This window comes from Streptomyces sp. NPDC001339, assembly GCF_042895955.1.
In the GTDB taxonomy this organism is placed as follows: Bacteria; Actinomycetota; Actinomycetes; order Streptomycetales; family Streptomycetaceae; genus Streptomyces.
Map to the genome: position 1 here is coordinate 26934 of NZ_JBIAWT010000024.1, position 11078 is coordinate 38011.

The following is an 11078-nucleotide window of genomic DNA, read 5'->3' on the forward strand; positions in this document are numbered from 1 at the left end:
GTCCCCCAGCATGTTTCGTCACGCGTGTTGAATCGGGCCGCCGACGAAGTCGGCGCGGGAATGCGGTGGTACTCAACAGCGGAGCCCCGTCCGGTACTTCGGACGGGGCCCGGTGCGGGTGCCGAGTCAGCCGCGCCGCGGTGGTGCGGTCTCCGTGGGAAGGGGGCCGGGCGTGAGGTGGGACGCACAGTCAGGGCAGGCGTAGAGCGTCACTCCGGGGCCGCTCGCTCCCTCGATGTATCGCACAGCCACGGGGGCGGCCGTCTCGCGCCCGCAGCGGCAGCAGGCGGTCATGCTCTCACCGCCACGTGCAACGTGCGGCTACCCGGGCGGACGTGTACGCCGTGGATGGTCGTCGGGCCGACGTCGATGCCGCGTAAGGCCATGTCGAGGGCCCAGCGTCGTTCGGCCTGTGCCCGGCGCTTCGGGTCGTCCGGGCGCTTCTTGGGGGTGCTGAGGACGTAGGGGCGTATCGGGCTGAGGGTGTCCCGGAACGTTCGGTTGTCGGCCGCGTCGCGGGCGTATGGGCTCTTGTGCTCCGGCAGTGGCCGGCTGGACTGAGGGGAAGGAGTAGGCGCTGGTTCCGGTGCGGGGGTGGAGGTGGGGGTGGCGCGGTGCTTCCCGCGGGCGGGGAAGAGCAGCGAGCACAGGCGCACGAAGGCGCGCGCGATAGGCTCGGGCATGTTCGTCAGCTCCTTCATAGCTGATGGGCACACCGCCCCGGTGACGACCTTGCCCGTCGTTGCCGGGGCTTCCTTATAGACGAAGCTATACCAGTAGTCTCTAGCCGTACATGCTCGGGACTATACGTATAGAGCCGAGCAACGTGGAACCTAGCGCCCTACCCTCTGAGGCATGAGCGACTATGGGCCGGACGACGAGATCGTTCACGGCGGGCCAGTACCGGTATATGTGCAGATCGCTGGGGTGTTGCGCGCCCGTATCCAGCGCGGCGACTGGCAGCCCATGCGTCCCCTCCCGGGCGAGCAACGTCTCGCCGACGAATTCGGCGTCGCCCGCATGACGGCCCGTAAAGCTGTCCGGGTGCTTGCTGACGAGGGCACAGTGTTCGTCGTTCCTCAGCGTGGGGCCTTTATCTCTGCGCCGGGAAACCCAGCCCCGGGCGCATGACCTAGGCAGACGGTGGCCCCGATCACATCCACACGGTGTGATCACCGCCCCGCCACTCGATCAAGTCGCGATCTTCGAGAGACACAGTGTCGGGATCGAGACCGGCCCGCCGTAGAAATTCAAGAAGGTCGACGCTGCTGTACGCGAGACCGAGGATTTCACCCCGGATGGTGACTCGCCTGCCACCGGTGGGGGACGGCGGGTGTACGACGATGGGCGGCCGATCAGCCACACCTCCAGCGTCCCCCAGCTCACCCACCAGTGCATCCCGCGGACGACTCCGTCCGCCGCGCGGCGTGCGTGGCGGGCGGAGTCTGCGGTGGGTCCTACGCCGGGCTTGCGGTAGGGCCCAGGCAGTCTTCCAGCAGGGCGAGGAGCTCAGCCGAGGTCTGCGGGGTCGGTGTTGGCTCCGCAGAGCACCACAGCGACCGACTCGCCAGGAGCGGGGGTGTAGGCACCCGAGGTCAGGCCAGCCACGGCAGTTGCCGCGGCGTGCTCGACGGCCAAACGTCGGTGATCCCAAAGCAACTGGCGGGCGGCAATGATCTGCTCGTCGGTCACCAGGACGGAGCGCACGTCACCGGACACGGCCGCGTGCAGCGCCATGCGGGAGGTGCGGCGCGCCCCTAGTGAATCTGCAGCCACAGAGTTCACGTCGACGTCCACCACGTCCCCGGCCTTGATAGCCGCGTTCAGGGCACGGCAGGTCTCCGGCTCCACAGCGATGACCCGGATGTCGTGCTGGGCAGCGGCTGCGGCCACTCCGGCGAATAGGCCACCGCCGCCGACGGCAACGACGATCGTGTCAACGGGCGGGGTGTCCGTGCGGGTGGCGATCTCTTCCAGCAGGGTTCCGGCGCCGGCCGCGATGTACGGGTTGTCGTACGCATGGGAGGGCAGGGCGCCCGTCTGCTCGCCGTAAGCCGCGGCGGCTTCGGCCGCATGGTGGTATGCGCTCCCGGTGAGATTCACGGTCGCCCCGTATGCCCGCAGGCGGTTGACCTTCACCGGCGGTGCGGTCTCGGGCAGGAACACCGTCGCGGGGATGCCGTGCTGGGAGGCGGCCCAAGCGCAGGCCAGTCCCGCGTTTCCGCCGGAGGCGATGACAACCCCGGATTTGGGCATAGTGCCGTTTGCGAGGTGGGCGGCGGTGAAGTTGTACGCGCCACGAGCCTTGAACGAGCCGGTGTGCTGCATGTGCTCCAGCACCAGCCAGACGTCCGCCTCTCCGAAGGCCCCCGGGTCAGCGGGGGTGAGGGTGACGGGTCGCACCTTGCCTCGGATACGTTCCGCGGCCTGGACGACGTCCTTGTAGTCGATGTGGTCGATGGTGTCGGACACAGAATCAGCTCCAGTAGACGAGATGGCCAGTGGAAGTCAGGCCGAGGAAGAACGCGAACGCGATGCGGCGGCGGCCGGGGTTCGGTTCGACGGCATGGAAGTGAGTCGGATTGAACAGCAGTCCCTCTCCCAGCTGCGGAGCCAGGCGGAGTTCCTGGTAGCCGTCGACCACTTCCGGGCGGTAGCCGTATGCCTGGCGGTGAGCTTCGTCCGTCGGGTGCCAGCGCCGCCGCCACACCCGGGTTTCGCCACCCAAAGAGGGGACGGCCACCCACACATTGAACGCGAGCTGTGCGATGACCTTCTGGTCGAAGAGGCCGGCAGGGTACTCGCGTACCACCTCGTCGTAGTGGATGAGAGCCCCGTTGTTGATCTCCCTCAACGTCCCTCCGAACGCGGCGCGGCCACCAATCGTTGCAGGGCCGATCGCCGCTCCCCACGCCTGCCCCAGGCGTTGCAGAGCTACCGCCACCGGATCGCAGTGCAGACCTGCGCGCGCCCAGGCGGCACGTGCCTCATCGGTGGCCTGCCAGTACCGGTCAGCGTCCAACTCGCCCCCGCCAGTGCGGTAGTCGTTCAGCGCCGGCCCGAACCGAGCGATCTCCGTTGCCATCCGTGCCGGGTCGTAGGTGCCGACCGGCAGGGCCTCAACGGCCTTGACAGCTTCCGCACACTCCTGCGGGCTCAGTAGGCCCGGGACCCGCACCGCGCCTGCTGTGCCTGCGGCAAGCGCGGCCAGATGCCCGTCGGTGAACGCTCCGGCATCGATCAGGGTGAAGAGTGGATCAGAGATGATGGCGTTCATTTTCTCTTCCTCTCAGTTGTTTTCGTGGACGCTGGCGAGACCCTCCGCGCGATGGACCCCACGCTGCCGCGTTCTCCAGCCCCGCTGTCGGGGCCTATGCGTGCGGACGGAACCAGCTCTCCGGGGGGGGAGTCCGGGGTCCCGCCCGGTGGAAGAGCACACCGGGCGGGACCCGTTTCCCTCACCGCGCTGCCGTCATGGCGCGGCATCCGTGAGGGGAGTGCCGAGGACAATCCCCGCTGGACGGACCGGGGCGAGAGCTGAGCCCGTCGGCTCAGGCGGGACACCGTCTGTCCCTGCTCAAGGCTTGTCCGGTCGGGGGAAGTCGTGCGGGCGGGGCGGCCGGAAGGTACGCCACGGCGGCCCCGCCCTGGTCTACGTCGGCGGGGTGTCGTCCGCCGTCCGGTCGGTCATGGAGGCGCCCTTCGACGGGTCCGGAACGTCGTTGGCCGCTGTCTGCATGGCGTCGATGCACTGATTGAGGCCGCGCAGCATCTCCGCCAGTTCATCCTCGGTCAGCTCTGCCACCCACGCGGTACGGGCCTTGGCCTCTGCCCGCCTTCGGTCAAGATGCCGGTACACCTCCCGGTACCTCACGTGGCGGTTCCACGCTTGCTCGCCCCGGTCCCGCAGCCGCGACCAGGCACCCGCGCTCACAACTCCGCCAGCTTCAGAGTGCGGGCTAGCTTCGCTGCCGTGCTGATACCGACGCGGCCGAGGTTGATCCGGAGTTTGCCGTCGGCGGTATCGCTGAGCGTCATTTCCGGGAACGCCATACCTACGTCAGCGAGGGCAAGTTGCAGATCGCGGTAGGCGCAGGCTGCCGCCTGGCTGTCCGTGCATGCCTCGGTCGTCATCACCGATCCTCCAAGGCCACCGGGAGACCAGCGGCGAGGGCGCACTCGGAACAGACGGTGATGTCGACGCGGCCGGGGACGGGGACCGCGGGACGGGCCAGGGTGTAGCCGTGGTGGCAGACCGGGCAGGCGTGCCCGGCGATCGCGGGGACGGGCCATTTCTCCCGCGGCGGGACCACGACATCCGCGGCGCTCACTGGACACCTCCGAGATTGGCGTAGGCGTCGAACTTGGACGAGTCCCATTGCGCCGGATCACCACTGCGGTCAGCGATCGCGCGAGCCTCCGCGCTTATCGGCCCGGTAAGCACGTGGGTGGGTGCGTCCATCGTGGTCCTGATGTTCGTGAGGTACTGCTCCTGGTACGCGTTCGTTGTCATCGCGACCTCAACTGCTCACGGCGATAGGTGGATTGACGTGTCCGTCCGCACGGGGGACGTAGAGGGGCACGCCAACTGCGAGCGATTAACCGTCAGTTGATGATTCATGGCCGACGATTCGTCACCGCACTGGCAGGATGCACCCATGGAAGTGATGGTCGCAACCTTGGAATTAAAATCCGCACAACTAGAACTCCAGTGCTGTGGACCTCCAGCCCCGCATGCGGGCACACTTCACCCGTGAACACACCCGATGACCCCGCAAAGGGGGTCAGTCACCCCGCGCCGTACCCGAATTGACCCACACGAAGGGCAGGTCACAGATGGCGACCGTTCGTCTCGTCCCCACCGTCCGTCGACGGCGGCTCGGCGGTACCCTGCGCAGGCTGCGCAACGAGGCCGGCGTGTCGATAGACGCCGTATCGGAAGGCATGGCGTGGGACCCGAGCAAGCTGAGCCGGATCGAAAACGCCAAGGCGCACTTGCCCGTAAAGGACGTGGCCCGACTCCTCTCGCACTACAAGGTGACCGATTCGGCTGTGATCACAGCCCTTGAAGGGCTCGCCCAGGACGCCAACAAGACCGGTTGGTGGACGACATACGGGAACGTCGTGGCCGACGGATATAAGGATTACATCGGGCTCGAAGAGGACGCCGCGTCGACGCACATCTACGCGCAGGGCCTTATCCCCGGACTCCTCCAGACCGGCGCGTACGCCCGCGAGATCATCGCCGGTACGGCCCCACACCTCGCACCGGACGATGTGGCCGCACTCGCCGAGGTACGCAAGAAACGTCAGGCGATCCTCACCGACAGCAGCCGCCCGAACGGCCCCCTCAAGCTGTGGGCCGTCATCCACGAGGCCGTACTCAGCTACAGGTCAGCGGCTCAGCCGTCACTGATGCGGGAACAGCTTCGCCACTTGCTCGACATGACCGATCTGCCGAACATGACCATCCAAGTCATGCCGAAGGACGCCCCCGCACACCCCGGAATGGTGGGCCCCTTCCACGTCGTAAGGTTTCCCTCGCCGTGGCCCACAGTGATCAATCTGGAGAACATTCGGGGCGGCTACTTCGTCGAGGGCACAGACGACGTGCAGGCATTCGAGTCGGGGTTTGAGCTGATCGTTGCCGCCGCTCTTCCCGTGGATGACTCCCGGGAGACCATTAAGAAGATCATGGAAGGGACACCCTCATGAGCACAGAAGACCGTTTCGCGCCCGACCTGACGGGCGCCGCCTGGGTGAAGTCGTCTTACTCCGACGGCGGACAACAGTGCGTGGAGGTCGCCGTGAACCTGCCTGGCCTCGTGCCGGTCCGAGACAGCAAGACCCCTGAGGGCCCGGCCCTCATCTTCCCCCTGGCTGCTTTCGCCGAATTCATCAACGCTGCCGCCGGCGGCAAGTTCGGCGCGGTCTGAACCCCTCCCGCGCCAACACGCGAGGCCCGCCCCCAGGTGAGTTGGGGGCGGGCCTCGCTCGTACGTGCGCATCAGGACCCTACCCAGCGATGCCGGGAACGCAAGAACGCGCCCCGGCTCCGGCACGTGGCCGGAGCCGGGGCGTCACGTGGTTCAGCAGGAGTCGTGATGCCACTGGCTGCCCTCGCGGGCCCACGGCTGCGCTGTCTGGTTCAGCTTCGGGAGACCTTCGATGTCGTAGCTGACGCGTGCGAGGTTCCCGGCGAGCTGGTCGACGTGGATGTTCACGGCCTTGTGCTGGCCATAGTCTTTGGCTGCTTGTCGGAGTACCCCTGCGTAGACGATCTTGTCGACCTTCGCGCGGCAGCTCTTGGAGAGCATGGCGTGGGCGGCGTCGGCGTTGGGCTTGAAGTAGGCCGTGGTGTAGTCGGCGACCGCGCGTTTCAGAGCTGCCTCCTGGCTGCTGCCTTTCGGTTTGGCCGGGGTGGCTGGCTTCATGCTGGCTGGGGTGGCTTTGCTCTTGGCTGTATTGGGTTCCTTGTCGGTGTCGTTTCCCGAGCACGCGGCGAGGCTGATCAGGAGCATGGCGGCCACGGCCGTGGTGGTTCGGGTGCGCATAGGTCCCCCCAGAGGTATGCGATATCAAGTTGAGGCATCATGCGCGCTGTTGGGCTGCCCTGTCCCGAACTCAGCCGCATCGGTGCCCTCTCTCGTACCGAAAACGACAGAGCCGCCCCCGCTCCGGCGCGGTGGCCGGAGCGGGGGCGCGGTGATTACACGCTGTGCTGGGTGTGAGAGGCGAGGTGGCTACGGAACCGCGGTCACGGATTCCCGCCGACGGTCGGGGCCTCCGTGATACCCGGGCCATCGCTGCCCGTGCCCGCAGCCGCGATCGACGTGAGGACGGAGAGGAGTGCGGCACTGCCAGCCAGGGCGAGGCCGCGTTCCCACGGGACATGGAGGATGTCGGTGGAGTCGAGTCCGAGTTCGGCGATGAGGGTCTGGGCCAAAGTTCGGATGGCGCGCTCGGCAGCGGCGGCCCAGAATCGACAGGTTGTGAGGTTGGCTGTTGCCATGTGCAAGGCTCCTGTTCAGTCGGTCACGTCGAAGTCGTAGCGGTGGCCGAGGGCTTGCAGGGAGCGGTGGCCGGGGATGCCATCGGCGTCGCGGCCGGTGTAGCCGAGGAGACGTTGCCATGCGGCGTACGCGGCGATGGTCTTGGTGCCGAAAGAACCGTCTCCCCACGTGGCGTCGAGCAGCCCTTCAGCGATGAGGGCGTGTTCGACGTACTCGACTTCCGTTTTGTGGGTGGTGTGTCCCTGTGCGGCCTGCGGATCCCTGCGTGCCGCTTCGCGGAGGTGAGCCACGCTGACGGCCGAGATGACACCGTTCGCGTTGGTGGCAGGCTTCGTGTCCGCCTTTCCGTCTGGCTGGGCGCCGAGGCGGTGGGCGATGCGGGCGCGCATGTCCGGCATGCCGAAGCTGGGGTCGATCTTGGTATTCGTCCACTCTTTGTGGCCGATCACGGATTTCGTGGTCCAGCTGTGGGCGCGGCAGATGGCGGCCGCGATGCGTTCGATGGCGTCGAGTTGTTCGGCGGGCCAGGGGTCTTCACCGTCGCCGAGGTTGATGCATTCGAAGCCGTAGAAACGGGCGTTGCCGTCGGTGTCGTTCTCGGTCGGCCGCGGTGGGGCCTGGTCGTAGTCCTCGGCGATGACCGCGCTCAAGACGTCGCTGTCGCCGCGGCCGGCGTGGTTGGCGCGGCCGTTGCCGACGAGGTGGACGGTGCCGGTCTTGTCAACGACGCCGTGGCAGAGGGGGCCGGGCAGGTCGTCGTATCCGTCCCAGCACATGGCCACGGTGGCGTCGGTGCCGCGGGTGACGGTGTGGTGGATGACCACACCGTGGACTGGCCCCCAGGGGCCGTGGCCGGCGCGGTTGTGGTTGCGCCAGCCGGGGTGTTCGACGACGGTGACGCCCTCGGCGCGCAGTGCTGTGACGAGGGTGTCGGCGGACAGGGGTGTGGCCATTGCGGCTCCTATCTGGTCGGGGTCTCGGGTTTGTCGCCTGCGTTGCCGTCTTGCACGTCCGGGGCGGGCTCGTCGGCAGGCGGTGCGGGGAGCCGGCCGCGGAGTTCGCGGAGGTCTTCTTCGAGGCGGCGGATGCGGTCGAGGAGGTCGGGCGGGATCACTGCCACGGTTCAGCTCCCGTCGTTGTTGCCGATGGCGCCGCGGGTGGCGGCGTCGAGGGTGAGGGTGGCGGTCTCGGGCTGGCTGCGTTCCGGGGCGCGTACGGAGAAGCCGACGACGCGATAGCGGCCGGTGGTGAAGCCGGAGGTCCAGACGTCGGCGATGCGCAGTCGGATGGTGGCGCCAAGGATGGCGGGGGTGAGCTGGGCGGCTTCGAGGTTCACCGTGATTTCGGGGACGATCTCGCGTGTCCAGGCTTCGGTGAGGTCTGCGGTGGCGTGCTCGTCGAGGGCCGTTTTGGCAGTGATGGTGGTGTAGTCGCTGGTGCCGTCCAGGCGAGGCCATCCGGCGTCGATGGCACCGGTGATGTGCAGCGGCGTGGACATGAGCGGCCGGTTGGTGGTGCTGTTGGTGGCGCCGCGGGACTGCCAGTGGGTGGCGCGGGTGGTGGCGTCGTAGGGGAGCCTGTACGACATGACCGGGCCGGGGTAGTCGAGTACAGTCTCGGCGCGGCCGCGGCTGGTGGTGATGCGGGGGTGGCCGAGCTGGAGTTCCTTGATCCGTTCACCGGTGTCGTTGCGGTAACAACGTATGCGCCACTCGAAGCCGTTTTGTACGGCGGCGAGCTTGTCGAGAAGCTCGCGGATCTTGGGCAGGTCGTAGTGGCTGTACTTCCGCGTCCGCTTCACCCCGGAGGTGTCGGTGCCCAGACGGATGCCGATGTCGCCGCCGTCGGTGGATTGCGCGAAGTCCACCAGGCGGCGGGCGATCACGAACTGGTCCTCGTCGGTCGCGGTGACATCCGCTGTGAGTAGCCGGTGGTCCAGATAGCTGTCGAACGTGCCGGCCTGGATCTCGGCTTTCGCCGGCGCCCCGCGGGCGGTGGAGCCAAGGGCGGTGGTCCAGATGATGCCGCCCCACCAAATCGCACGGTCCCGTGAAATCCACACGGCGGTACGGCCGGGGACCACAGCGGCTTTGATGCGGTCGGCGGTGGCGCGGTCCGGTGCGGTCAGCGTGCCGGTCATGGTCCCGGTCTTGCCGATGTAGTCCTCGAAGGAGACACCCGATACGGGCAGGGCGTCCAGGACCCGGTCCGTAGAGAGGTCGCAGAACAGGGCCCGGTACTGGGCGGTCATGCGCCGATCCAGATCAGGCAGAGGTTGGAGTAGGAGCCGGGGATGTCGGTGACGCGAGCGGCTGTGTGCAGCTGCATTTCGATGTAGTCGCCGGCGCTCAGGTAGGCGCCGATCGAGCCGCCATGGCCCTGGCTGCCGCTGGAGTCGGCGACGTACGAGAGCTGCCACTGTGAGGCGCCGCCGTTGCGGATGATGCGCGCGTGGGCGTCTTGTGCTCCTTGGGGCCAGGTCTGCTGGGCGGTGATCAGATACAGGCCGCGGACCGGTGCGGTGAGCCGGGAGCGGTGCGATGCCGTCCACATGCCGGCGTCGGATTCCACGCGGGCGGCATCCCACTGCACCGCCACGTAGCTGCCGCCGGCCAGGTTGTAGGCGGCGTTCTTGAGCACCTGCGCGTAGTGGCGTTCGACCACGGGGCGCCAGGTTCTGCCGTCAAAGCGCTCTGGCTCGCTGCCGTTGTCGCGGTACTGGCCGCGGTAGGCGCCCGCGGCGTTGGCCTGCGGGATGATGCCGCCGACGGCGACGGTGTAGAGGCGCACGTCGGTGGTGGCGGCGGGGAAGTCGAGGCCTCCGGATCCGGCGGATACCCGGGCGGCGACTTCCACTCGGTACAGGGCCAGCGCCCCTGCCGGTAGCGGGGGTGGGACGGGGGCGGCAGCGGGGGTGCCGGGGATGATCTCGACGGTGGCGCGGACCTGTCCGGAGGCGTCGTGGGCGGCGTCGTAGACACGGAGGACCACCAGGTCGGTGCGGGGGTTGTCGGGGTCGCCGTCGGCGAACGTGAGGGTTTCGTCCGCGGTGACGGCGACCGGGTAGGCGCCCTGGATCGTGCTTCCCTGCACGATGGCGCGGCCGGTGCCAAGGTTTGCGGTCATGGCGCCGGTGGCGGTGAGGGCGAAGGGGTTGCCGCCGGGGATCACGCCGTGCTGGGTGGTGAGTTCGGCGGCTGGGGCCATGGTTCCCAGCGGCGTCATGCGGGAGTCATTGCGGGTCTGTCCGCCCGCGGCGTCTCCGCGGTTGGTCAGCCATGCCGCCCGTACGGTCATGCAGGTCTCTCCCTTGCTGGTTGGGGGTCACCACCAGGCGGAGCGCCACAGGACTGTGAGGGCGCCGGAGGTGTTGAATTCCTCTGCGCGGAACGTCAGCTGCGAGGGGCCAGGGGGCAGGATGAAGGCCTGCTCGGGGTAGCTGCGCGTGGTGGCGGAGTTCGCGCGCGGCGCGGTGCCGTTGAGGATGACGGTGCCGTCGCGGGTGTCGATGACGAGCCGGTCGGTGGCCGTGAGGGTGAGGTCGTATTCGAGGACGGCGCCGGTGGCCTGGTGGGTGATCGCCGGCCGGATCACCGGGCCGGTGATGACCAGCGTCGGGTAGGTGTCGGCGTCCCCAGTGTTGTCGACGATGACTGCGCCGGGGGTGGCGGTGCCGCCCCAGTCGAGGTCCCATTCGACACCGGGCGGCGGGTCACCCTCGTGCCAGTCGAGGCCGGGCTCGGGGGTCGGTAGTCCAGTGCGGGCTACCTGCTCGGCGACTTCGTACCGGCGGGGGTCCGCACAGGTCCACTCGATCGAGCCGGTCGGGTTGCCCCAGGTGTATGTCCGGTCTGCCGGCAGGGCACGGCGCGTTATTCGCCCCCACAACAGTCGCCGAGTGCTGGCGAGTTGAATGACGAGAGGCGCCTCCTCCTGCCGTAGGGCGGTGGCGCGTCGGAAGCGATCGAGCACGTCGGGGAGGCCGGCGATGCCTCGGTCGTCGACGAGGAAGTCGAAGGTCAGGACGCGTGGCTCGGCCTGTAGCTGGCCGGGCCACGCGCCGTG

The 11078-nt window shown here is 68.1% G+C and carries 17 protein-coding genes; 3 read left to right on the forward strand and 14 right to left on the reverse strand.

The features are described 5' to 3' along the window. Nucleotides 1–290: 290 nt before the first annotated feature. Nucleotides 291–683: a hypothetical protein gene (locus ACFY12_RS35140; protein ID WP_390720058.1), complete on the reverse strand. Its 393-nt coding sequence runs from the start codon at nt 681–683 to the stop codon at nt 291–293. A 172-nt stretch (nt 684–855) separates the two neighbouring features. Between ACFY12_RS35140 and ACFY12_RS35145 the strand changes: the two genes are divergently transcribed. Further along, nucleotides 856–1131: a GntR family transcriptional regulator gene (locus tag ACFY12_RS35145; protein ID WP_390720059.1), complete on the forward strand. Its 276-nt coding sequence runs from the start codon at nt 856–858 to the stop codon at nt 1129–1131. 378 nt (nt 1132–1509) lie between these two features. Here ACFY12_RS35145 and ACFY12_RS35150 read toward each other — a convergent pair whose 3' ends face one another. The 6 genes from ACFY12_RS35150 to ACFY12_RS35175 all read right to left on the reverse strand — a co-directional run bounded on the left by ACFY12_RS35150 (nt 1510) and on the right by ACFY12_RS35175 (nt 4513). After that, nucleotides 1510–2460, reverse strand: a complete 951-nt coding sequence (locus tag ACFY12_RS35150) for a serine/threonine dehydratase (protein WP_390720075.1) — start codon at nt 2458–2460, stop codon at nt 1510–1512. A 16-nt stretch (nt 2461–2476) separates the two neighbouring features. Then, nucleotides 2477–3277 (reverse strand): proline hydroxylase, encoded by an 801-nt coding sequence (locus ACFY12_RS35155; protein ID WP_390720060.1) that lies wholly within the window; start codon nt 3275–3277, stop codon nt 2477–2479. Nucleotides 3278–3652: 375 nt separating this feature from the next. Next, nucleotides 3653–3859 carry a hypothetical protein gene (locus ACFY12_RS35160; RefSeq protein WP_390720061.1) on the reverse strand — a complete coding sequence of 69 codons (207 nt, stop codon included), beginning with the start codon at nt 3857–3859 and terminating at the stop codon, nt 3653–3655. Nucleotides 3860–3930: 71 nt separating this feature from the next. Next, nucleotides 3931–4134, reverse strand: a complete 204-nt coding sequence (locus tag ACFY12_RS35165; protein WP_390720062.1) for a hypothetical protein — start codon at nt 4132–4134, stop codon at nt 3931–3933. Continuing rightward, nucleotides 4134–4331 (reverse strand): hypothetical protein, encoded by a 198-nt coding sequence (locus ACFY12_RS35170; protein ID WP_390720063.1) that lies wholly within the window; start codon nt 4329–4331, stop codon nt 4134–4136. Before ACFY12_RS35170 ends, ACFY12_RS35165 begins: the two co-directional genes overlap by 1 nt. Then, nucleotides 4328–4513 carry a hypothetical protein gene (locus tag ACFY12_RS35175; protein ID WP_390720064.1) on the reverse strand — a complete coding sequence of 62 codons (186 nt, stop codon included), beginning with the start codon at nt 4511–4513 and terminating at the stop codon, nt 4328–4330. Before ACFY12_RS35175 ends, ACFY12_RS35170 begins: the two co-directional genes overlap by 4 nt. 323 nt (nt 4514–4836) lie before the next feature. Here ACFY12_RS35175 and ACFY12_RS35180 point away from each other — a divergent pair, with 323 nt between their 5' ends. Beyond that, nucleotides 4837–5715 (forward strand): helix-turn-helix domain-containing protein, encoded by an 879-nt coding sequence (locus tag ACFY12_RS35180; protein WP_390720065.1) that lies wholly within the window; start codon nt 4837–4839, stop codon nt 5713–5715. Continuing rightward, the gene (locus ACFY12_RS35185) at nt 5712–5936 is read left to right on the forward strand and encodes a DUF397 domain-containing protein (protein WP_390720066.1); all 225 of its coding nucleotides are present in this window, start codon (nt 5712–5714) and stop codon (nt 5934–5936) included. The genes ACFY12_RS35180 and ACFY12_RS35185 overlap by 4 nt, the downstream gene beginning before the upstream one ends. Before the next feature lie 153 nt (nt 5937–6089). Here the strand turns inward: ACFY12_RS35185 and ACFY12_RS35190 are convergent, their stop codons facing one another. The 7 genes from ACFY12_RS35190 to ACFY12_RS35220 form a co-directional block, all read right to left on the reverse strand. After that, nucleotides 6090–6530 carry a hypothetical protein gene (locus ACFY12_RS35190; protein WP_390720067.1) on the reverse strand — a complete coding sequence of 147 codons (441 nt, stop codon included), beginning with the start codon at nt 6528–6530 and terminating at the stop codon, nt 6090–6092. A gap of 227 nt (nt 6531–6757) precedes the next feature. After that, the gene (locus ACFY12_RS35195) at nt 6758–7012 is read right to left on the reverse strand and encodes a holin (protein ID WP_390720068.1); all 255 of its coding nucleotides are present in this window, start codon (nt 7010–7012) and stop codon (nt 6758–6760) included. A 15-nt stretch (nt 7013–7027) separates the two neighbouring features. Then, nucleotides 7028–7966: an N-acetylmuramoyl-L-alanine amidase gene (locus tag ACFY12_RS35200; protein ID WP_390720069.1), complete on the reverse strand. Its 939-nt coding sequence runs from the start codon at nt 7964–7966 to the stop codon at nt 7028–7030. Between the two features lie 8 nt (nt 7967–7974). Then, nucleotides 7975–8133: a hypothetical protein gene (locus ACFY12_RS35205; protein WP_390720070.1), complete on the reverse strand. Its 159-nt coding sequence runs from the start codon at nt 8131–8133 to the stop codon at nt 7975–7977. A gap of 3 nt (nt 8134–8136) precedes the next feature. After that, the gene (locus ACFY12_RS35210; RefSeq protein ID WP_390720071.1) at nt 8137–9264 is read right to left on the reverse strand and encodes a hypothetical protein; all 1128 of its coding nucleotides are present in this window, start codon (nt 9262–9264) and stop codon (nt 8137–8139) included. Further along, nucleotides 9261–10310 carry a hypothetical protein gene (locus tag ACFY12_RS35215; protein ID WP_390720072.1) on the reverse strand — a complete coding sequence of 350 codons (1050 nt, stop codon included), beginning with the start codon at nt 10308–10310 and terminating at the stop codon, nt 9261–9263. Before ACFY12_RS35215 ends, ACFY12_RS35210 begins: the two co-directional genes overlap by 4 nt. A gap of 27 nt (nt 10311–10337) precedes the next feature. Then, nucleotides 10338–11078, reverse strand: a 741-nt coding sequence (locus ACFY12_RS35220) for a phage distal tail protein (RefSeq protein ID WP_390720073.1), incomplete at its 5' end; no start/stop codon positions are given.

Coding starts and splice junctions, on each gene's coding strand:
- ACFY12_RS35165 (WP_390720062.1), bottom strand. CDS start 4,134: ATGACGACCGAGGCATGCACGGACAGCCAGGCGGCAGCCTGCGCCTAC.
- ACFY12_RS35145 (WP_390720059.1), top strand. CDS start 856: ATGAGCGACTATGGGCCGGACGACGAGATCGTTCACGGCGGGCCAGTA.
- ACFY12_RS35215 (WP_390720072.1), bottom strand. CDS start 10,310: ATGACCGTACGGGCGGCATGGCTGACCAACCGCGGAGACGCCGCGGGC.
- ACFY12_RS35185 (WP_390720066.1), top strand. CDS start 5,712: ATGAGCACAGAAGACCGTTTCGCGCCCGACCTGACGGGCGCCGCCTGG.
- ACFY12_RS35140 (WP_390720058.1), bottom strand. CDS start 683: ATGCCCGAGCCTATCGCGCGCGCCTTCGTGCGCCTGTGCTCGCTGCTC.
- ACFY12_RS35155 (WP_390720060.1), bottom strand. CDS start 3,277: ATGAACGCCATCATCTCTGATCCACTCTTCACCCTGATCGATGCCGGA.
- ACFY12_RS35210 (WP_390720071.1), bottom strand. CDS start 9,264: ATGACCGCCCAGTACCGGGCCCTGTTCTGCGACCTCTCTACGGACCGG.
- ACFY12_RS35200 (WP_390720069.1), bottom strand. CDS start 7,966: ATGGCCACACCCCTGTCCGCCGACACCCTCGTCACAGCACTGCGCGCC.
- ACFY12_RS35175 (WP_390720064.1), bottom strand. CDS start 4,513: ATGACAACGAACGCGTACCAGGAGCAGTACCTCACGAACATCAGGACC.
- ACFY12_RS35180 (WP_390720065.1), top strand. CDS start 4,837: ATGGCGACCGTTCGTCTCGTCCCCACCGTCCGTCGACGGCGGCTCGGC.
- ACFY12_RS35195 (WP_390720068.1), bottom strand. CDS start 7,012: ATGGCAACAGCCAACCTCACAACCTGTCGATTCTGGGCCGCCGCTGCC.